We start from the raw sequence: 21,572 nt of genomic DNA, 5'->3' as shown, positions 1-21,572 counted from the left end.
TCGTGAAGAAGACTGCATTATTCGAGGCGCTGGCGCTGGCCGGTGTCCTGACGCTGGTTGGGTGTGGCGGCGGTGGGGGCGGCGCTTCGGCGCCGGTCGTATCGGCGCCGGTTGTTCCGACCACGCCGACGACACCTACCACACCAACGACGCCGACCGATCCGGTGACGCCGGCCACGCCTTCGCAGGCGGCGCTGACGTTTGCGAACGTGTCCGTGCACGACCCGTCCGTCATCAATGCGAATGGCACGTTCTACGTGTTCGGCTCGCACCTGGCGGCGGCGAAAACCACGGACTGGATGAACTGGACCAGGATCGCCGACGGCGCCACGGCCGCCAATCCGCTGTTCAACGACGTGACGAAAGAGCTGGCGGAAACCTTCGCGTGGGCGCAGACCACGACCCTGTGGGCGCCCGACGTGGTGCAACTGGCCGACGGCAAGTTCTACATGTACTACAACGCCTGCAAGGGCGATTCGCCCCGCTCCGCGCTGGGCGTGGCGGTGGCCGACAAGATCGAAGGCCCGTACGTCAACAAGGGCATCTTGCTGAAGTCCGGCATGTGGGGTGAAATCAGCGAAGACGGCAAGACCGTCTACGATGCGACCAAGCAACCGAACGTGGTGGACCCGCAAGTGTTCAAGGACAAGGCGGGCAAGCTGTGGATGATCTACGGTTCGTATTCGGGCGGCATCTTCATCCTGGAAATGGATGAAGCCACCGGCAAGCAAAAGCCGGGGCAGGGCTACGGCAAGCACCTGTTGGGCGGCAACCATGCGCGCATCGAAGGCGCCTACGTGCTGTACCACCCGCAGACGGACTACTACTACATGTTCACGTCGTGGGGCGGGCTCGATGCCAACGGCGCCTACAACATCCGCGTATCCCGTTCGCGCAGTGCGGACGGCCCCTACGTGGATGCCAAGGGCGTCGACATGGACACGGTGAAGGCCAATCCGGCCTTGCCGCTGTTCGACGACGCATCGATTGCGCCATATGGCCAGAAGCTGATGGGCAACCACCGCTTCGAACTGGCCGCGGGCGAGACGGGGACGCCGCTGGGTTACGTGTCGCCGGGCCATAATTCGGCCTATTACGACAAGAACACGAAGCAGACGTTCCTGGTGTTCCATACCCGCTTCCCGGGCCTGGGTGAAGCCCACGAAGTGCGCGTGCACGAGCTGTTCATCAATGAAGACGGCTGGCCGGTGGCGTCGCCATTCCGCTACGCGCCGCTGTCGAAGTCGCTGCCGCTGCAAGCGGCAACAGTGACGGCCAGCGATGCGGCAGGCAGCTACAAAATCATCAACCACGGCAAGGATATTTCCGCGGCCATCAAAACGTCGCAAAATATCAAGCTCAATGCCGATGGCACGGTAACGGGCGCGGTGACCGGCAAGTGGTCCCACAAAGGCAACAATAACGTTACCATCACGCTGGATACGGGCGGCGCGTTCAGCGGCGTATTGTCGAGGCAGTGGAATACCAATGCCAGCGCCTTTGTCGTGACGTTCACGGCGCAGTCGGCCGACGGCGTGTCGCTGTGGGGCGCCCGCACCGGGAACTGATGCAACGTGCCTGGGCACGAGGCCTCAAGCTCGTAGGGCGGTTTCCGCAAAGCGGAAGCCGCCGCCCCGGCCATCGGCATCACCGAAGAACCAAGGACCCACGATGAAGCACTTCACATTACTGGCAACCGCCCTGGCCCTCAGCGCCACCGCCCACGCCACCCAGGTCGACGTCCACGACCCCGTCATGGCCAAGGAAGGCAACAAGTACTACGTCTTCAGCACCGGCCCCGGCATCACGTTCTACAGCTCCACCAACATGGTCGACTGGACCCCGGCCGGCCGCGTCTTCGAGGGCCAGCCCAAGTGGGCCAAGTCGGTGGCGCCATCGTTCGACGGCCATATCTGGGCGCCCGACATCCATCACTACAACGGCAAATACTACCTGTATTACTCCGTGTCCGGCTTTGGCAAGCTGACGTCCGGCATCGGCGTGACGGTCAATAAGACGCTGGACCCGAAATCGCGCGACTACAAATGGGAAGACCAGGGGATGATGCTGCAATCGATCCCGGGCCGCGACCTGTGGAATGCCATCGACCCGAACATCGTCATGGACGACAAGGGCACGGCATGGATGAGTTTTGGTTCGTTCTGGACGGGGCTGAAACTGGTCAAGCTGGACGCCAGCCACACGAAGCTGGCGGAACCGCAGGTATGGAAGACCATCGCGGCGCGCGCCCGTCCCGCCTTCACTGCCGACGATTCCGGCGGCCCGGCGGAAATCGAAGCGCCATTCATCTTCAGGAAGAACGGGTATTACTACCTGTTCGCGTCGTGGGGCCTGTGCTGCCAGAAGGAGAAAAGCACGTACCACGTGGTGGTGGGCCGTTCGCGCGACGTGACGGGGCCTTATGTCGACAAGGATGGCAAGGACATGGCGCAGGGCGGCGGCTCGCTGGTCATTGGCGGCGACAAGGACTGGAAGGGCGTCGGCCACAACAGCGCCTATACGTTCGACGGCAAGGATTACATGGTGCTGCACGCGTATGAAACCGCCGACCGTTACCTGCAAAAACTCAAAGTGCTGGAAATGAAGTGGGACAAGGAGGGCTGGCCGGTGGTGGAACAGTCGGAATTGAACCGTTACAGAAGCAACCTGGTACGTTGACCATCATGAAATTAAAAAACCTGGCCATCGCGCTCGCGCTGTCGGCAATGTCCGCGCAAGCCGCTTCCCTGTTCCCGCTGAGCGACGTCCGCCTGCTGCCCGGCCCCTTCCTGGAAGCCCAGCAAACCGACTTGCAATACCTGCTGGCGATGGACGCCGACAGGCTGCTGGCGCCATACCTGCGCGAAGCGGGTGTCACGCCGGTCAAGGACAGTTACGGCAACTGGGAATCTTCCGGCCTCGATGGCCACGTGGGCGGCCATTACCTGTCCGCGCTGGCGCTGATGTACGCCTCCACGGGCGATGCGGAAGTGTTGCGCCGGCTGAATTACTTTGTGGCGCAACTGAAGGTGGCGCAGGACCGGCAGCACGACGGCTACCTGGGCGGCATCCCCGGTGGCAAGGCGGCGCTGGAACAGATCGCGCAGGGCAAGCTGCAAGCCGATAATTTCTCTGTCAATGGCAAATGGGTGCCGTGGTACAACCTGCATAAAACCTATGCGGGCCTGTATGACGCGTGGCGCCTGGCCGACAATGCCGATGCGCGCGCCATGCTCGTCAAGATGGCGGATTGGGCGCTGGCGCTGGCGCAGCATTTGTCGCCGCAACAGATGGAAGCCATGCTGCGCAGCGAACATGGCGGCATGAATGAAGTGCTGGCGCAAGTGTCGCAAATGACGGGCGACCCGAAATACCTGGACCTGGCCAAGCGCTTTTCGCACCAGGCGATCTTGCTGCCGCTGGAACAGAAGCGCGACGCGCTGACGGGCTTGCACGCGAATACGCAAATTCCGAAAGTCATCGGTTTCCACCGCATCGGCACCCTGGCGGGCGACGCGCAGTACAAGGAAGCGGCGAAATTCTTTTGGCAAACCGTGGTGGACCACCGCACGGTGGCCATCGGCGGCAACAGCGTCAAGGAACACTTCCACGACGACAAGGATTTCAAGCCGATGGTCGACGAAGTGGAAGGCCCGGAAACCTGCAACACGTACAACATGCTGAAGTTGACGGAGTTGCTGTACGAAGACGACCTGCAGGGTACTCAGCAGGGTAAATATGCGGATTATTACGAGCGCGCTTTGTACAACCACATCCTGTCGTCGCAGCGTCCCGGCACGGGCGGCTTCGTGTACTTCACGCCGATGCGGCCCAACCATTACCGCGTGTATTCGCAAGTCGACAAGGGCATGTGGTGCTGCGTGGGTTCCGGCATCGAGAGCCACGCCAAGTATGGCGAATTCATTTATGCGCACGACGATGACCAGGGCGATGCGGCGCTGCTGGTCAACCTGTACATTCCATCGACGCTGGAGTGGAAGGAAAAGGGCGTGCGCCTGCGCCAGGAAACCCGTTTCCCGGATGAAGACCGTTCCACCATCACGGTGGAGCGGGGCGGCGCGTTCACGCTGAAATTGCGTTATCCGGGCTGGGTGGCGAAGGGCGCGCTGGCGGTGCGCGTGAACGGCAAACCCGTCAAGGTGACGGCGCAGCCGGGCGGCCAGGTGGCGCTGAAGCGCAACTGGGTGGCCGGCGACAAGGTGCAGATCCACATGCCGATGACGACGCGCCTGGAACAAATGCCGGACCGCTCGAATTACTACGCGGTGCTGCACGGCCCCATCGTGCTGGCCGCGAAAACGCAGCCGTTCGCCAATGAAAAGCTCAATTTCCTGGCCGATGACAGCCGCATGGGGCATATCGCGCAGGGGCAAGTCTGCCCGCAGGAAGCGTCGCCGCTGTTCGTCAGCGACAGCAAAGCATTCATGAGCAAATTCAAGCCGGTGAAAGGCGAGCCGCTGACCTTCACGGCGCCGGGCCTGGTGCAGGGCAAGGATGCAGCGTCGATGCGCTTCATCCCGTTCTTCCGCCTGCACGATTCGCGCTACATGCTGTACTGGCAGCACACGACGCCCGCCAACCTGGCCTTGATGCGGGAAGCGACAGCCAAAGCGGAAGCGGAGCGCCTGGCGCTGGACGCCCGCACCATCGACCAGGTGGCGCCGGGCGAACAGCAGCCGGAATCGGACCACTTCTTCAAGGGAGAGGGCGCGGACGCCGGTGTCAACAAGGGTCGCCACTGGCGCCATGCGACGGGCTGGTTCAGCTATGAATTGAATGACCGTGAACAGCGGGCCCGGGTATTGCGGCTGGCATTCTCACCGGGCGACGCGGGGCGCAAGTTCGACATTGTCGTCAATGGCCAACTGCTGCAAACCGTGGAGCTGGCGGGCGGGCAGGGCGATGCGGTTTATACCCGCGACTTTACCTTGCCGGTCGGCCTGGGGACTAACATCAGCGTGAAGTTCGTGGCGCAGCCGGGGTCGATTGCAGGCGGATTGTATGGGTTGCGGTTGCTGAAGGATTGACTCCGCTGGCGGCGGACAGGCCGCTCTGCATTGCAACCGTCGCCGCAGGTCTAGCGGCGCGCCTTTTTCAATAGGCGATTGACGCGCGTCTCAACCGCGTCCTGCACTTCACCGAGCGGCCTGCCGGACACCAGCAAATTACCCACGCCCGCCCCGATTTCGAATTCGACGAGGCGTTGCGTGGGAACATTGCTGGGAATGGCGATGCCGGTGTGAGTGATCTCGGCCAAGCTATCGCGAAACGGCAACTTGCGGAAGTTCTCGCTGGTGACCACCGACTGACGTGCCGGCAGATTGCCGGACCGCGCCCATTGACTGCTGTGATCCCAGATGAACTTGAGTAATTTCACGCCAGCTTGATGTGTTTTTTCATCGGGCGAACCGGCCTTGAGCATCACCCAGGAATGTCCATCGGCGAATACGGCCTTGCGCTGGTAAAGCTGGGGGAATGGAAAAATGGTATAGCTGCCGTACAAAGGCGAACTGGCCAGGCCCGATTCGTTCAGGAACTGGTCGATCGCCCAGGTCCCCACCACAATGACACCTGCGTCCCCCCGCAAAAATGCCTGGTTGGCGCCAGCGTAATTCAGGTTCGGTTTGACATGTCCCTCGGCATACAACTGCTGCATCAGAGTCAACGCATTGTCGACGGCTGGCTGGTGCATATTGATCGACTTTCCGTTCTCTCCAAACACGAGGGCGTTCTGCTGGGCCACCAGGGTGAGAAAAGTCCGGGTATTTGAGGCAGGCTCATTCGCAGTTGCCCATGCAAAATATGGCTTACCTGTGGCACGGCGGAATTGCCGCGCATGAGCCAGGAGTTCCTGTGGCGAACCCGGCACAAGTGGGCGCCCCGCCGGATCCAGCAGACCGGCTTGCTTCATCAGGGAAGTATTGACGTGCCATAGCCATGACCAGGAATCAAAGGGCAGTGCATAGGTGCCCCCGGCAATCGTCACGCCACGGCGCGCATGCGCCGTGAAATCACTGGTAGCGATGCCGGCGGCCGCGAAGTCTTTGTCCAATGGCAGCACGAGATTGCGGCGTACATAATCGCCAAGTGCGGACTCATGCATCACTGCCACAGTTGGAACATCTTTTGCCACGATGCGCGCGATTAGTTGATCGTAGTATGGCCCCCACTCGACTACTTCGGTCCGCACTACAATGCCATCGCTGTTGGTGGCGTTGAATTCGTTGACCAGGGTTGTGATGATGCCGCACTCGCCCTGGCCTTTGGCAACTTCGTTTACATGGGCATACTGGCCATCGCAACTGCCAAAAAAACGCATCAGCGTAATTTCGGTTTTGGCCGGGCCGACGTTATTGCGCGCCTCGCAGCCCGACAGCAATACCAGGAGACCCAGCGCCATCAGACGGGCGGAATTCACCTGGAAGGCTGCCGCAGCCGGCCAATTCATCCGTCGCATCATTAACGCCCCTTCCCGACCGCCACGGCGACCAGATACTTTTGAAAAAATACGTAGATCGTCAGCGCCGGCAGCGCAGCGAACATCGCCTGCGCCATCAGGAACCCCAGTCCTTCGGACTGGGCAAAGTTTGTCTGCGTACTCGCTAGTCCACGGGTGAGCGTGTACATTTCCGGTTTGGTGCCGATCACGAGCGGCCATAGATAGTCATTCCAGCAACTCAGGAAGGTAAATATACCGAGTGTTGCCTGGGCAGGCAGGGTCTGCGGCAAGATCACCAACAGGAATGTTTTGAGACGCGAGGCGTTGTCCAGCATAGCCGCTTCTTCCAGCTCAACCGGGATAGCCCTGAAATACCGGGCCATAAGGTACACGCCGAACGGTGCAGCGACGCCCGGTAACACCAGACCGGCGTATGTATTTTGCAGGTTCCAGTCGGCGAACAGGCGGTGCAGGGGAATAAATGTCAACTGGCCCGGCACAGCCAGGCCGAACATCACGATGACGAACAGTATCTTTCGTCCAGGAAATGCCGTGCGCGCGAAACCGTACCCCGCCAGCGATGACAGGACCAGCACGCCAAGCGTTTGGCACAGCGCGACGATTGCGCTGTTGGCCAGCCAGCGGAACACGTGCGACACGCGGGCGATATCGAAATAATTTGCGATGGTAAATGGCGGAGAGAAAATCAAATCGGTGCGGGTTTGCAGGAACATGTTGGGCTTGAACGACAAGCCGAGTACCCATAGCAAGGGCGACATCCACGCCAGAGCGACCAGGGTCAACGCCGCCATCAAGATGCGGTCGCGCCAGCCACCGCGCACAATTGCGTTCATTGCGGCGCCTTCCGTTCACGTTCCAGCCATAACTGCAGCGACACCCCAAGCAGCATCGCTGCAAACAGCACATGGGACGCGGCCGATGCATAACCCAGCGACAGATCCATGTAGGCTTGCTCATAAACGAATTGGACGATGGAGCGGGTTGAGTTGTTTGGCCCGCCGCCGGTCATCAGCCACATTTGCGGAAACACCTGGGCTTGCCGGATGATTTCAATGACCGCCACAAGCGCAATCGTACGACTCATCATGGGCAAGGTGATCCGCGTCAGCGTGCGCCAGCGGCTTGTATTGTCCAGCGCGGCCGCTTCGTAGATATCGGCCGGGATTTGCTGCAGCGCGGCCAGGAATACGATCATCGGCAGACCTATGATCCACCATACCGTCACCACGGCGAGCATTGGCAGCGCCAGCCAGTCGCTGGCGAGCGGCGTTACCTCGGGCAGGCCGAGAAAAGCCAGTAATTGCGCGATCAGACCCCGTTCGGGCATCAGCGCCAGGTTCCACACGAGCGTCACGATCGTCACCGAGAACACCGACGCGGAAAAAAAGGTGCCCCGCAATATGGCGCAAAGCTTCCCGGGCCGATTGAGCGCCAGCGCCAGCGCCAGCGACACCACGACAAAGACCGGTGTACTGATGGCCACAAACGTCAGCGTATTCCAGACAACCCGCCGGAATCCGTCGTCGCTGCCGAGCTCCACGAAGTTTTGCATGCCGACATAGAAACTGTCATTCGACAGCAAGTCGTAGTCCTGCAGGCTGATCGCCACTCCTTTCAACAGGGGCCACAGTACCAGCACAGCGTAAGTCACCACGAACGGCAGAACAAACAAGCCATTCGCGGGATGCGAACGGTGTAACGCGAATCCGCTCATTGTATTTCAACCCGGGCATGGTGGGCACGGCCGCCGGCATCGAACAAGTGCGCTTCACGTAAGTCGATCGCAACCGTGATTGTCTCGCCGGGCGCTGGCCGGGTGCCGTTCAGCGTGACCGTGACAGTGCTGCCATCGGCAAGCGTCAGGACCGCGAGCGAGCGTTCGCCCAGGAATTCCACGGCCTCGACCTGGCCGCTTAGGGGACCGGAGGCTGCCGGGTACAAATTTTCTGGCCGGATCCCCAAGCTCAGTTCACCATCGCCCCCTGCATGTGCGGACAGGCCCTGATCGGGCACGCAAGTCGTGAGGAGGCTGCCATCCGGCAAGCGAACCACTGTAAAACCTGCCGCTACGCCACAGCGTGCTACAGGAATGAAATTCATTGCCGGGGTGCCGATAAAGCCCGCAACGAAGCGGGTCGCCGGCCGACGATACACCTCGACCGGCGTTGCGACCTGCTCGATGGAACCGCCATTCATGACGACAATCCGGGTCGCCAGCGTCATTGCATCAAGCTGGTCGTGGGTAACGAACAGCATTGTCGCGCCAAGCCGCCGATGCAACCGGGCCAGCTCGACCCTGGTCCGGCTGCGCAGTGCCGCATCGAGGTTGGACAGCGGCTCGTCGAACAAAAAAATGGCTGGCGCCTTGACCGCCGCGCGCGCGATTGCGACCCGCTGGCGCTGCCCGCCGGATAGCTGACCGGGCTTGCGGTTCAGCAGCTCAGTCAGTTCCAGCATGCGGGCCGATTCCGCGATGCGCCGGTCGATCTCGTCCCCCTTCAAGCGTACGTTACGCAAGCCGAACGCCAGGTTGTCGCGTACAGTCATATGCGGATACAGCGCGTAATGCTGGAAGACCATGGCCACGTTGCGCTGGCCGGGATGGGTCAATGTGACATCTTTCCCGTCAATGAACACCCGCCCCCCGGAAACTTCCTCCAGCCCGGCCACCATGCGAAGCAGACTGGTCTTGCCGCAACCGGACGCGCCCAGGAGCACAATGAATTCCCCGCGGTGAATTTCGAGCGAAAGCTCGTCGATGACTTGTGTGGCGCCGTAGCGCTTGCTCACCTGTTCCAGTTTTAATGCAGACATCATAGTTCCGGTCATCAGGTGCTCAGTTTGGGCCAGGCTCCGCTGGCGCGGCGGCATCGAACCGCCGCCGCGCCACCAAACGCATGCGTCCTTGGCTGCGTGCATATATGTGTACGCAACCGCGGCGCAGGAAAACGACGGCCCTGCGCGTCGCAAACAACCGCTCGAGGCTGGTCCGCAACGCGTGCCGCTGTGCCCGTGCCAGCGCAATGTCCAACAGCAACAGCAGGCGGCCTTCGTTCCATTCGAACGCATAGCTGGGCAGCCGTCCACGTTCGCACAGCGCCCGCCAGCTCTCCTTGTTAATGTCAGCCCAGGCCACGTAACCATTGGCCCTTCCCAGCTCGTTATGCAGCACATCGAAAGTGCCGGACTGCGCGCAATTGCGCAGCGCCTGCAAGGTGGCATGTGGGGTATCGAGTTGCAGTTCGCAGCGTACTGCCAGGATTGCGTGCAGGTTGTCGTTTGCCTGGCTCATTCCAGATCTCCATTGATTTGTTCGATGGCCACTGCCGTGCGCAACATGCGTTGCAAGTACACGGTGAAGTCGAATTCATGCTGCACAAAGACGCTGCGTTGGCTGTCCTGCACGAAGCACAGCAATTCGCGGGCGCTGGCAAAGCGGCGGCTGCCGCCCTGGACCAAGCTGTGGTGGATAAAGTATCCGCTGGCGCGCTCGAATGCCAGGGTGCTTTGAGGCGAACGGTACAGCGTAACGACCGTATCAGCCGCTTCAAAGGCCCAGTCGCCGATGGCGATCGAGTCGCTGATCACAGCCGCCATGTGGGCCGGATCGCCGCTGGCGATGGCTGGCCTGATTGTGTGGTATTCCAGCCGGCCGTGGTAGAAATACTCCGGCAGCGCCGCGCGCTTGAACGCGGTCAGGAAGGCTGCCAGCACAAAGCTTCGCCGGCTGCCGCCACTGGTGTCGGCCGCGTACGCGGCATCGAACAGCGTCGCCAGCGCAGTGCCGAAGGCGGCGCCGTCGCGCACACGGGCTGCGCCTTCGTGCGCCATGTGGGCGCCGGCCGCAGCGGGTTCGGCCACAGCCATGAAGCTGCGTTCGATGAAACCGAGCACCGGATCGTCCATATCGAGCACGAGCGGCCATGCGTTACGTACGGTCTTGCCTGTCGACAGGATCGCCGACACATCGTCCTTGACGTATTCCAGCTGGTTTTCCTGCAGATCCGGCGCCAGTTGAGACACCGGCAGGGCGAACAGATAACCCATGTGGAACCGGAAGCAGGCGTTCAACTGCTTGAAGTAATAATTTGCTAGCGCCGCGAACTGCAGGTTGGTGCCGTTGTACTTGTTGAAGGTGTCAATGTTTTCGCGCAGGAAGAGCAGGGGAGCGGTATTCTCCTCAAAAAACGAAGGGATATTCGGGAAGAAACCGGCGGTGTTCTGGTCTGATGGCAGGAACTGGGTCAGCGTCAGGTCGACCCAGCGTCCGTCGAAGCACATATTGGACGGGCTGATAGAGGCATGCATGATGCGCGCCACGCGGGCAAAGGCGAGCTGGTTGGCGCAGCGCATCATGAAGTTGCCCAGGAACTGGATCACGGCGTTGACGCTGCCACATGTCTGCAGCAGGCCGCGGTTGACCATCCGCACCCGGCCGACATCCGAATACATCGTGCGGGCCATGGCGCCGGGCGGGGCGTAGGTGCTGGCGCGCAGAAAGTGGGCCGGACGCAGGACGGTGTCGCGCACCATCAGTGCGCCCCAGCTGCGTTCTTCGGCGCGGCCGATATTGAAGGCCGCACGTGGGCCAGTCAGGATCACGCCGTGGACGCGCGCTACGCCGACCGGCAGGATCTTTTGCAGGACATTCGCGTAGATGGTTTCGAAGAGCGCGTCGACGGCGGACAGCCCACCATAGCTATGCGCCAGGTTGCCGGTGTCACCGACCAGCGGGTTTTGGCCGATGCCCTTGATCTGGTATTTGCCTACGTTACCGCAGCGTACGCCCCCACCGTTGTAGCCGATGCCGACGCCGCCATAGCGTTCAGCCTGCATTGTAACGGTGTCACTGCTGTCGAACTGCAGTTCGTCGAAGCACATGCCGCCTGGAATCATGTAAGAAAACATGTTGCCGAATAGCGCGTGGCGACCGGCCTCGTCCATGCCGGCGCCGCTGCCTTCGCTTTCGAAGTCGGGCGCCACCCACAGCGTCTTGCCGCTGGCCAGTCGGCTGGCGGAAAAAGGGTGGAACAGGCTGGTCAGGCGCGCATTATTTGTATAGTCCATAGGTGTCACGGGTGAAGTTGAATGAGGCGAGGGGCTAGGCGGCCTTGTCGACTTGCACAGATCCTGGCGCAGCCGGGGGCGGGAGCGCCGAGTCCTGGACGATCTTGCCGCCGTACAGGACGATTACCCGCTGTGCGCTGGCTATCGTTTCCGGACGATGGGCAATGATCACACGGGTCATGTTGAGCGCGCTGACCGCCTGGTTGACCTCGTGTTCCTTGGCCATGTCCAGATGACTGGTGGCTTCGTCAAGGATCAGTATCCTGGGGCGCTTGTAGAGTGCGCGTGCCAGCAGCACACGCTGCTTCTGCCCTCCGGAAAGCACCGTGCCCATATCGCCCACCAAAGTGTTATAGGCCATCGGCATGGCCCCGATTTCGGCATCAATGGCTGCCATGCGGGCGCACTCGGCCACCCAGGCAGGGTCGGCATCGGGGTCAAAAAAACTGATGTTGTCGCTGATCGAACCGGCAAACAGCACATCGTCCTGCAACACCGTGCCGATCAACTGGCGGGTACGCTCGAGGCCCGCCTGGCGTGCGCTCACCCCGCCAATCAGCACTTCGCCTGCGGTGGGCGGCAAAATGCCGAGCAGTACATTCATCAGGGTCGACTTGCCGCAGCCTGATGGCCCCACGATCGCGACCGACTCGCCGGGCCCGATGGTAAAGCTGAGGTCGTTGAGTACCAACGGCTCGTGTTCGCTGTAGCGGTATTGCAGGCCGCTGACCTGCAGCGCCATGGCGGGCTGGCCATCGTCAGGCAGCGCCAGGCCGCCGTGCAACCGCTCTGGTTCAGCCAGCACGATATCGGCCAGGCGCTCCCCCTGTAACTGCAACATCTTGATTTCGAAAAATTTGTCGATCAGTGAGCCGACCCGCATATCAAACTGTTGCTTGTATGCCATAAATGCCATCAATACGCCCACGCTGAAATTGCCGTCGAGGACAAGGCTGGTGCCGAGCCAGATGATCAGGATATTTTGCCCGCCGAACAGCAGGCCGTTGATGGTTTTTGCCAGCAGCATCAAGCGCTGCGTGCGTAATTCGGCATTGACCTGGTCCACTACCAATGTCAGCCAGGAAGCACGGCGTTCGTTTTCGCGCAGGAACAGCTTGATCGGCTTGATTCCCCGCACCGTTTCCAGGAAGTGCGACTGCTGCTTGGCCGCATGCACGATCTGCCCTTCAGTGGCGCTGCGCAGCGGCGTGTACCAGACCCAGCGCGTCAAGGCGTATAGGGCCATCGTGATGACCGCGATCCAGCCCAGGGCGGGACTGTAAATAAACATCATGGTTAACGTGACCGCGGTCATAAGGCCGTCGAGCAGCGCCTCCAAAAACGAAGTGGTGAGGGTGTGCTGGATCTGGTCTATGGAGCCAAAACGCGACACCACGTCGCCCAGATGGCGCTTGGCAAAGTAGTTGACCGGCAAGCGAACCAGATGGGAAAACACATTGGCGCGCCACTGGATGTTGAGGGTGGTGCCCAAATAAATAATGACCCAGGAGCGAATTGCTGCGGCCGCCTGTTGCAGCAGCATCAGCAGGCCGAAACCGATCGCGAGCGTACTGAGCAGGTCGCGGTCGGCCGCCACGATAACGTTGTCGATCACCCACTGCATGAAGAAAGGACTGACCAGGGAAAACACCTCCAGCGCCAGCGCCAGCAGCAGGATCTGGGTGAGCGAGCGGCCCAGGCCGGTAATGCGGCCCATCAGGCTGCGCAGCTTGATGTCCTGTTTGTGCACCTGGGGCTGGAAGGCAGGATTGGGCCACAGCTCCAGGGCAATACCCGTGAAGCCCTTGGAGAGTTCAGCCATGCTCAGCCTGCGTACGCCGAAGGCCGGGTCGTGCACTATGGCGCCAGTGGGGCTGGTCTCGTGCAGCACGACAAAATGGTTGAAATTCCAGTGCAGGATACATGGCAGTTTCAACTCAGCCAAGTGTTCCAGTTCGACCTTGAGCGGGCGCGTGGCCAGGTCCATCTGGCCGGCGATGCGCATCAGGTCGGCCAAAGTGGCGCCCTTGAGCGAGACGGAAAAACGCTGGCGCAGGCTGGCCAGGTTGGCGTGGTGGCCGTGGAAGCCGGCTACCATGCCCAGGCAGGCGAGGCCGCATTCGGTGGCTTCGGTTTGCAGGATGAGCGGCAACTTGCGGCCGAGGCCGAAGGCCAGTTTGTCGAGAAAAACCATGGGGAATAGGATCAATGCTGGATCAGAGCTTGCCGGTGAGGCTATACAGGGGTTCGAGCACCCATTCGTACAGGTTGCGTGTCTCTTGCAGGATATCTGCTTGCAGGCGCATGCCTGGCTGCAGCGGTTGTTCGCGGCCATAGGCCCTGACGCTCTGGGAAGCGAGCGCCACGGTAATGCGGTACATCGCTTCGCCGCCGGCCTCGCCCAACAGCTCTGAGCTCGACAGGGCGGCTTTCGATACCGACAGGACCTTTCCGCGGGCATGGCCGAATTTCTGGTACGGGAAGGCTTGATATCGCAGCATCACCTGCTGGCCAGGATGGATGAAGCCAATTGCACTGCTTGGCGCATACAGGTGGGCCTGCAGGGTGGCTCCAGCGGGTACGATGTTGGCCAGTACCTTGCTGGGGTCGACCGTTTGCCCTGGTTCGGCGACCAGTGCGGTGGCGGCGCCTGCCTGGGGGGCAGTGATCACCAGCCGCCGCTTCGCCTCGCTTTCGGTGAATTCCTGATCGACGCCTGCCAGGGCACGCGCCAGCTGGGCCAGTTGATTCTGCTGGCGCAGGGCCAGGCTGCTCGCCTCGGCGCGCTGGGATTTCAGTTCGCGCGCCAGCGCCAACTGGTCGCGCTCGAGGACCTGCAAGCGGGCCCGCTGGTCGAGCAGGTCTTCATTACGTTGCTGCAGCTGTTCGCTTGAGATGAATCCCTGCTGCGACAGGCTCTGGTAGCGGGTATAGTTTGCCTCGGACAGCTTGACGCGGCTCTTCTGGCCATCGATTTGGGTACGTACCTTGTCGGCTTCCCACTCCAGGCCTTCGATGCGCGCATTGAGCGCTGCGCGCTCTTCGCCGTGCAGGGTACGGGTCTTGGCCTCCTCGGCTTGGAGCGACTCAAGCCTTGCGTGCACCTGGGCACTGACGCTGGCCTGAACATCGCTGCCGCCGCTGCCGTAGCGCTCGCTGGAAATTACATACAGCACATCTCCCTGGCGTATCTGCTGGCCTTCTTCGACCGCCTTGCGCTCGATGATGCCGGGTTGGGCCGCGTATACCTTGATCAGCCCATTATCGGGCACAAGCTGACCGATAACTGTGCTGCGCTTGGTATAGGTACCGAAGCACAGGAACAGGACCAATGCGACGGCCGCGCCCACGGCCATGGCGGTCAGCGTGCTGAAAGAGACCGGGCGCGCCAGTACGATGTCGCCGATCCAGCTGATTTGGCGGGCATCCAATGCATCCTGACGGTAAAGTTGTTTACGGCTCATGGATAAAGCAATCGCGAAAGAAGTAATGCCGCAAGGCCAAAACATAATATGGAAAAGGCTTGGGCAACAACGATAGGCCCTGGCTGCGCCGTACCTGTAGCTATTCGAAGAGACTTCTTTCGAAACGCCATAACGGTATTCAACGCAACGGTGGTGGAAACTGCTGGAACCCCGACCACGCAAGAGACGAGGGACAGCTTGAGATTGTTGAGGCCATAACCCAAGCAAATCGTCAATAGCGCCGCCACAGGTAATATGCCTGCAGCAATGACTTTTGCCCGCAAGACTTCCGAAAACGATCGTGGTGACGATGCAATCAATTCGGACGCCTTTTCTGTCGCAACCATTAACCAGCTAATGTCATTCGCCATGATGCAGCAGGCAACGACGATCGCAGCCGCAACGACGGGCATACCATATCCGGTTTTATACAGGAACCCGGCCGCGATTAGAATAACGAAAGTAATTCGGACGAAATGCAACCAGAAATCGGAGTCGCGTAGCACCAGCCGCCACTCTTTTTTAAGAATCGCCCAGAGGAAGCTGGAGGAAAACCGGGAATCGACAACGGACGATTTTTTCGTTAACTCCTGGCTAAATACGACGTGTAACAACATCTTGTGCTGAGTAACTGAAATTGTGGCAAGCGCAATACATGCGGCCAAGACCAAGACCAAAAGGGGCAGCGGGTTTCCCATTATGGAGCTTGATAGCCAAACGATTCCGGAGGGCAAAGCGCTACTGCTGATGGCTGGTATCCCGATGTGTAGGGTGTGACGGGTCGCGGTAACCATTCCAAAGGCGAGGGCGGCAAACAAGCCGGCGAAACTGGCTACTATTTTGCTGCTGTTCACTCCGATTGTCCGCACACTGAGAGAAAAAACTGCGGTCCACATGCACGACACCAGGATCGAAAGCGCAACTGTGGCTGGAATGAAACCCCATAATTCGTACTGCCCCCGGAAAATGAATTGATTCAGGATCGGCGTAATAATAAATAAAGGGAGCAATGCGGTTTTGCATGCTGCAGTCAATATTCTCGCGAAGAGCACGACGCTGGCGGGAAACGGGGAAAGAAAGATCAGCAACGTGTCGCGCCGCATCGCCACTAATTGAAAAATCTGGTTGGCAGACAGTACGGAAAACATAACAGCTAGCAGTACCGCCGAGATCACGAGGATGTCGGGATTCGCGGCCAGGCGCAACGCCTCGGGCGGGAGAAGCAGGGAAAAAAGACCATTCAAGACCAAGTAGAGAAGTCCGGCACCTGCCGCCATCAACTTCAACCCCGTGTCGCCCGCGTATTGAGCGGCGCTGCGGATCGCCAAACGCATTTCAAGGCGTAACAGCCAAGCTACTTTCCTAAGATTGCGCATGATCTATGCGCCTACGACGCGAATGAACAGGTTTTCAAGATTATCGAAATTTCCCAATTTCTGCTTAAGCTCCGCGAATGAGCCTTCTTCAACCAGTTTGCCACGGCTAATGATGCCAATTCGATCTGCTATTCGTTCGGCAACGTCGAGAATATGGGTTGTCAATATAATTGTGATGCCTTGCTTTACCAGATCCTGGAGGATATCTTTCATTTGCTTTGCAGCAATTGCATCCAGTCCAGTCAGCGGCTCATCCAGAATCAGAATTTTCGGATCATGCAGCATGGCGCCTGCGAACGAGAGCTTTTGTCGCATCCCACGTGAGAACGACTTGACCAATTTACCCCGATGCTCCCACAAGTTAAATTGTTGCAATAGTTCTTCAGACCGTCTTTTTGCCACCGTGGGCTCGATAGACCAGAGGCCAGCAACGAAGTCCATATATTCCACCGGCTTTAAAAGATCGTAGAGCAATGGTTCGTCGGGTAAATAAGCAATATGGGCATTCGTGCGCGCGTAGCCATCGGCAACATCCTGGCCGAGAATATTGATTGTTCCAGTATCGGGGTGCGTTAATCCGACCAGCATGCGTAACGTGGTGGTTTTCCCGGCACCATTCGGGCCGAGTAGAACGTAAAGACAGCCTTGTGGAATATCCAGTGAAAGATCTTCAACGACCGGGATTCCGGCGAAGATCTTCGTCACATTTCTAATCCTGACGGCATCAGTTGAGGGATCGATCAATGTTGACAAGTGAATTCGTTTCGAACGGTTAACAATGCCCCTCGCTTGTTTGGAGCGAGGGGAAAGCGCTAAAGCGCGGTCAAATCTATTACTGGTAGTAGCCAACCACCAGCATTGCGCCACCTACGAGCAGGCCGAAGGCCGCAGTTGCAGGACCGCCAGCAAAGCCGATGCTGATAACAGCGATACCACCGGTCGTAAAGTCACTCATGGCACCACTTACCTGTTCAACTTCGGATGGGCTCAACACTTCCATATGTTTCCTCTTGTTTAAGTTATGGATTTTATTGGCGGAAAATCCGTTCCGCATCTGTCAACTCCGGCGCAAAGCGTGCCGGGTTTCCGGATTCAGTTCAGCCAAATTGCGCGTAAATGGCTTCGCATCTCTCAAGGCTCGTGGACAGCGCTTAAAGGAGCCTCTTTAGCCCAATTAACAGTAACTGTCGACTTCAGTAAAAGCACGCCACCAAGTATTGCCTAATTTAATAGTTGTAGCGAGCAGCCGGAACAAAAAATATTTATTAAGTGATATTGAATATGTTGCCAAATTTTAATCGGATTTTCTGCACGGTTATACTTTTTATTGATGAATTTTTTTTCATATTTGATATCGTTTTGGTTATCGCAAAGCTCAAACATAAATAAGTCGTCGCAGGAACCGGTCGAGGAGTGCAAACCACATCTGGCGCCCGTTCTTACAGTGGGTGATCGCCGGCACAAGGTCCGTCCTGCAATGGACGCCTTGCTCGCCGCCTTTTTCCTGGCGGGCGTGGGTATTGGGGGGAGGGCAGCAGGCATGGTGGCTGACGCCGTTTGCTGCCGGGGGGAGCGAGGATGTGGTTTTCTATGGCACGGCGACCATGGTGGCCGGCGCGGTCACGGGGGCGGGTTGACTGTCATCGCCAATGTGCCCAACCCGGCGGGCAGGCCGGGTATCAAGGCAGCGTAATGGTCAGCGTTGCCGTGCGCGGCGCCATCTTGACCACGTCGTGGTACGCCTGCAATCGCTGTTCCGTATGGCGTCCCAGCGACGTGCGCAGGCCGATGTAACCCAGCACGCATACCAGCGCAAACACGGACGCCAGCACCCACGGCGGCAAGTCGCTGCGCAGCTTGTGCGCGATCTGGTCGGGCCGTTCCGCGTGCGGCGCAAAGCCGCCGCGGCGGCCCTTCATGTGGGCGATGTCTTCGCCCAGGCGGCCCGTCAGGTACGCCAGTTTTTCCGATCCCTCCAGCAGGTAGCGGCCCTGGAATCCCAGCAGCAGGCACATATGGAACACTTCCAGCGCCTGCAGGTGCGCAGCGCCCCGCGTGCGCAGCGCTTCCAGCCGCACGAAGAAGTTTTCGCCGGCCAGCTGGTCGCCGAACAGTTGCAGCTGTAGCGGCCGCACTTCCCACGCTTCGCGGATGGCGAATGGCGAACGCAGGATGATTTCATCGACGGTGGCGCAAAACGCATATTTCGCCGCGTCGATGTCGTCGCTGGACGCGCCCTGTTTGCGGGCGTTGCGGCCGAATTCATCGAGGAATTGCGTCATGCGGGCGGCAAAGGCCGCGTCATCCTGCGGACTGCTGCCGTTTTTCAGCATGAACAGCGCATAAAAGCCGTCATACATCAAATCCTGCAGCGATTGCGGGCGGTTCGCACCGGGCGCCGGCGCCGGGCCGGCCATCAGCGACGGGGCGGGTGCGGGCGCCAGCGATGGCGCCAGGGCGGGAGTAGCCATGTCATTCATTGGTCAGTCTCAGTCTAAGGTGGATGGTCAGGCCGCAATGGCCAGCAATTCCAGCTTCAGGCCGCGCAGGCCGGACGGCGCGTAAATACACGCCGATTGCGCCTGCAGCATGCGTTCATACATTTGCCCCTTGCCGTCGACCAGGAAATAGCTGGCGTCCGGCCGCACGGGGATGGCCGCCGGCACTTGCGGCGCATGCTGCAGCCGCACGCCCGGCATGGCCGACAACACGAATTTCTCCACGTCGTCCGGCGCCCCGACCTTCAACCGCAGCGGCACCACGTCCACCAGTTCCACGGCCGGCATGTCGGCGGAAACGGCCAGGTAAAACACGGTCTTGTCGTCGATTTTTCCCGAGTCGAGCATGCCGTGGTGGTACGACGGCTTCACTTCGCGCAGCGCGATGGCGAAATATTTCGACGAAATCACGGTGTCCAGCAATTCGCGGATGATCTGGTGCAGCTTCGCAAACGCGGGGCCGGGGTCGTTGTGCTGGTAAGGCGGCAAATCCGCCAGCGTCCAGCTGGTGGAAAACGTCATCAGGCCGCCGGCCAGCGACAGCAATTGTTCATACAGCCGTTCCGGGTGCAGCGCCGGGTGGTGGAAGTAATGCGTCAGGGCGGCCAGCGCGGTATTGGCCGTGTGCAGCAGCCAGAACGACGACATGTCGCCGGAACGGAATTCAATCACGTGGCGGCTCGGTTCGCGGTGGTGCCCTTGCAGCGCGGCGGCCTTGGCTTGCAGCGCATCGACCAGGCGGCGCAATTGCAGGAACAGTTGCGGCGCGCTGCGCACCGTCAGGCTGGGCGCCATGAACGCGGGATCCATTTCGAAGCCGCCGCCGGCCGCGCGGCGCAGCCGCAGCAACGGGAAGTGCGTGGTCGAATCGCGCGGTTCGTGTTCGGCCACCAGCCGCACGGTTTTTTTCAGGTAGCTGAGGCGGGCCGGCGCCGCCTGCGTGTACAGGTCGGGCGTATCGTCGTCGGCTTGCGTATAGCGCACGCCGTTGCCCGGCTGGCCCGGCATCGCGAAATTCGCGCCAAACGGCTTGAGCGCGGGCAGGGCGGCGTAATACGTGACGGTTTGCTGGCCCTGCGGCAGCTGGCTCAAGTCCACCGCGTCCGGCAGCGCATCCTGGCCGGGCGCGTCCAGCAATTCGCCGTCGGGGAAGCGCAGCGACAGGTCCAGCACGCGCAGCGCATGGTTGGCCAGGGCTTCCTGGTCGATGTCGAGGCGGACCACGCCCCACGCATACGGGTGCAGCGCTTTCACGCTCTCGTGCAGGCGGTGCTCGTGGTACCGGTCTTGCTGCTGGAAGTGCTGGGGACGGAGGAACAAGCCCTCTCCCCACAGGATTTTGCTGGCCATCTTATCAAAATAGAAATTTTCGAACGGGCGAACACTAACATTTCCCCGGGAAATTTGTCGCAGCCATGGATGCCTATCGTGCGCTATGCGTTGCATCAAGAAAGTTGCCTGACGGATTTCAATTGAACGCAGTAAAAAATAAATTTCTGATAACGTTGCGTTCCGTTGAAAGTTATCAATAAATTATTATCAAATGAGCATTGCCGAGGGTTCCATGAAATCAATTCAGCATATTGGCCGCCTGGTTGCCGCCGCTTCTGTCACCGCCATCCTGAGTGCGTGCAGTACGCCGCCGAAGATTGCCGACATCCCCAAACCATCGATGAGCGACTTGATGGCGCAAGCCACGTCGGCCGCATCGTCCGGCCAGAAAGAGCAGGCCGTCACCTTGTGGAAACAGACGGCCGCCGCGTTCCCCGCTGAAAAAACACCGTGGGTCAGCATTGCCCAGGCCCGCTATGACGCGGGCCAGTATGGCGAAGCCATCGTCAGCGCCCAGGAAGCGCTGGTGCGCGACCCGAACGACCAGGTGGCCAACAGCATCATCGCGGTGGCGGGCCTGCGCCTGTCGACCCGCGCGCTGTCGGACCTGAGCCGCCAGAACAATCTGACCGGCCCGCTGCGCACCGAGTCGCAAGACCTGGCCAAGCTGCTGCGTGAAAGCCTGGGCGAAACGGTCCTGGTGCCGCCACCGGCCCAGCCGGCCGCCGCGCCGCAGCGCGCGCCCGCGCGCACGGCAAAAAAAGCGCCCGCCAAGCGGGAAACGTCCAGCGCCGATCCATTCAGCGCCCTGAAGTAACCCAACCAGCAGAGGAATGCCATGTCCAGGAATGAAAGTGTCCAGAAACGCCTGCAAAAAGTGCGCGCGCCGCGCGTGCAGATGAGCTATGACGTCGAGATCGGCGATGCCGTCGAAAGCAAGGAATTGCCGTTCGTGATGGGCGTGGTCGGCGACTTCGCCGGCGCATCGCAGGTCGAACAAAAGAAACTCAAGGAACGCAAATTCGTCGGCGTCGACCGCGACAGCTTCGACGACGTCATGCAGGCGATGGCGCCGCGCGCGGCCTTCCGCGTGGCCAACGAACTGACGCCGGAAGGCGGCGAATTCGCCGTCGACCTGACGTTCCAGGCGATGGACGACTTCCGCCCGGAATCCGTGGTGGAACAGGTGGAGCCGCTGCGCAAGCTGCTGGAAGCGCGCACCCGCCTGGCCGACTTGCGCAACAAGCTGGCCGGCAACGACAAGCTGGAAGACATCCTCAGCGATGTGCTGACCAACACTGAAAAGCTGGCGGAGCTGAGCCGCGCCAGCCAGCCTTTATCCGACAAGGAGTAA

Annotated in this window: 18 protein-coding genes; 5 read left to right on the top strand and 13 right to left on the bottom strand. The window is 60.1% G+C overall.

The window, feature by feature from the left end; translation table 11 throughout:
* Positions 1-2 precede the first annotated feature (2 nt).
* From GJ700_RS21905 to GJ700_RS21895, 3 genes are all read left to right on the top strand, one after another.
* On the top strand, positions 3-1,568 hold the full coding sequence (locus GJ700_RS21905; RefSeq protein ID WP_371868065.1) for a glycoside hydrolase family 43 protein: 1,566 nt from the start codon (positions 3-5) through the stop codon (positions 1,566-1,568).
* 103 nt (positions 1,569-1,671) lie between these two features.
* Positions 1,672-2,679, top strand: a complete 1,008-nt coding sequence (locus tag GJ700_RS21900; protein WP_154377872.1) for an arabinan endo-1,5-alpha-L-arabinosidase — start codon at positions 1,672-1,674, stop codon at positions 2,677-2,679.
* Positions 2,680-2,684: 5 nt separating this feature from the next.
* Positions 2,685-5,048 (top strand): glycoside hydrolase family 127 protein, encoded by a 2,364-nt coding sequence (locus tag GJ700_RS21895; protein ID WP_154377870.1) that lies wholly within the window; start codon positions 2,685-2,687, stop codon positions 5,046-5,048.
* A 50-nt stretch (positions 5,049-5,098) separates the two neighbouring features.
* Here GJ700_RS21895 and GJ700_RS21890 read toward each other — a convergent pair whose 3' ends face one another.
* The 13 genes from GJ700_RS21890 to tssK form a co-directional block, all read right to left on the bottom strand.
* A complete protein-coding gene (locus tag GJ700_RS21890) occupies positions 5,099-6,481 on the bottom strand; it encodes an extracellular solute-binding protein (RefSeq protein WP_229507163.1) in 1,383 nt (460 codons plus the stop codon).
* Positions 6,481-7,314, bottom strand: a complete 834-nt coding sequence (locus GJ700_RS21885; RefSeq protein WP_154377868.1) for a carbohydrate ABC transporter permease — start codon at positions 7,312-7,314, stop codon at positions 6,481-6,483. Before GJ700_RS21885 ends, GJ700_RS21890 begins: the two co-directional genes overlap by 1 nt.
* Positions 7,311-8,195, bottom strand: a complete 885-nt coding sequence (locus GJ700_RS21880; protein WP_154377866.1) for a carbohydrate ABC transporter permease — start codon at positions 8,193-8,195, stop codon at positions 7,311-7,313. Before GJ700_RS21880 ends, GJ700_RS21885 begins: the two co-directional genes overlap by 4 nt.
* Positions 8,192-9,310 (bottom strand): ABC transporter ATP-binding protein, encoded by a 1,119-nt coding sequence (locus GJ700_RS21875; protein ID WP_229507162.1) that lies wholly within the window; start codon positions 9,308-9,310, stop codon positions 8,192-8,194. Before GJ700_RS21875 ends, GJ700_RS21880 begins: the two co-directional genes overlap by 4 nt.
* Before the next feature lie 7 nt (positions 9,311-9,317).
* On the bottom strand, positions 9,318-9,773 hold the full coding sequence (locus GJ700_RS21870; RefSeq protein ID WP_154377865.1) for a hypothetical protein: 456 nt from the start codon (positions 9,771-9,773) through the stop codon (positions 9,318-9,320).
* On the bottom strand, positions 9,770-11,464 hold the full coding sequence (locus GJ700_RS21865) for a hypothetical protein (RefSeq protein WP_154377863.1): 1,695 nt from the start codon (positions 11,462-11,464) through the stop codon (positions 9,770-9,772). Before GJ700_RS21865 ends, GJ700_RS21870 begins: the two co-directional genes overlap by 4 nt.
* A 118-nt stretch (positions 11,465-11,582) precedes the next feature.
* On the bottom strand, positions 11,583-13,742 hold the full coding sequence (locus tag GJ700_RS21860; protein ID WP_154377861.1) for a peptidase domain-containing ABC transporter: 2,160 nt from the start codon (positions 13,740-13,742) through the stop codon (positions 11,583-11,585).
* Between the two features lie 22 nt (positions 13,743-13,764).
* Positions 13,765-15,012 carry an HlyD family secretion protein gene (locus tag GJ700_RS21855; RefSeq protein ID WP_154377859.1) on the bottom strand — a complete coding sequence of 416 codons (1,248 nt, stop codon included), beginning with the start codon at positions 15,010-15,012 and terminating at the stop codon, positions 13,765-13,767.
* Positions 15,009-16,388 carry a hypothetical protein gene (locus GJ700_RS21850; RefSeq protein ID WP_154377857.1) on the bottom strand — a complete coding sequence of 460 codons (1,380 nt, stop codon included), beginning with the start codon at positions 16,386-16,388 and terminating at the stop codon, positions 15,009-15,011. Before GJ700_RS21850 ends, GJ700_RS21855 begins: the two co-directional genes overlap by 4 nt.
* Positions 16,389-16,391: 3 nt before the next feature.
* Positions 16,392-17,093: an ABC transporter ATP-binding protein gene (locus GJ700_RS21845; protein ID WP_371868064.1), complete on the bottom strand. Its 702-nt coding sequence runs from the start codon at positions 17,091-17,093 to the stop codon at positions 16,392-16,394.
* 127 nt (positions 17,094-17,220) lie between these two features.
* Positions 17,221-17,442 (bottom strand): hypothetical protein, encoded by a 222-nt coding sequence (locus tag GJ700_RS21840; protein ID WP_154377855.1) that lies wholly within the window; start codon positions 17,440-17,442, stop codon positions 17,221-17,223.
* 625 nt (positions 17,443-18,067) lie between these two features.
* Positions 18,068-18,868, bottom strand: coding sequence for a type IVB secretion system protein IcmH/DotU (icmH, locus tag GJ700_RS21835; protein WP_154377853.1), 801 nt, complete (start codon positions 18,866-18,868; stop codon positions 18,068-18,070).
* A 27-nt stretch (positions 18,869-18,895) separates the two neighbouring features.
* Entirely contained in the window at positions 18,896-20,236 is a 1,341-nt protein-coding gene (tssK, locus tag GJ700_RS21830; RefSeq protein ID WP_154377851.1) for a type VI secretion system baseplate subunit TssK, read from the bottom strand.
* A 214-nt stretch (positions 20,237-20,450) separates the two neighbouring features.
* Here tssK and GJ700_RS21825 point away from each other — a divergent pair, with 214 nt between their 5' ends.
* Together GJ700_RS21825 and tssB are read left to right on the top strand one after the other, a co-directional pair.
* The gene (locus GJ700_RS21825; protein WP_229507161.1) at positions 20,451-21,035 is read left to right on the top strand and encodes a tetratricopeptide repeat protein; all 585 of its coding nucleotides are present in this window, start codon (positions 20,451-20,453) and stop codon (positions 21,033-21,035) included.
* Between the two features lie 21 nt (positions 21,036-21,056).
* Positions 21,057-21,572 (top strand): type VI secretion system contractile sheath small subunit, encoded by a 516-nt coding sequence (gene tssB, locus GJ700_RS21820; RefSeq protein WP_154377849.1) that lies wholly within the window; start codon positions 21,057-21,059, stop codon positions 21,570-21,572.

Origin of the sequence: Pseudoduganella rivuli, from assembly GCF_009674485.1 — a bacterium.
GTDB lineage: Bacteria > Pseudomonadota > Gammaproteobacteria > Burkholderiales > Burkholderiaceae_D > Rugamonas > Rugamonas rivuli_B.
This window is presented reverse-complemented; position numbering and strand designations above follow the sequence as displayed.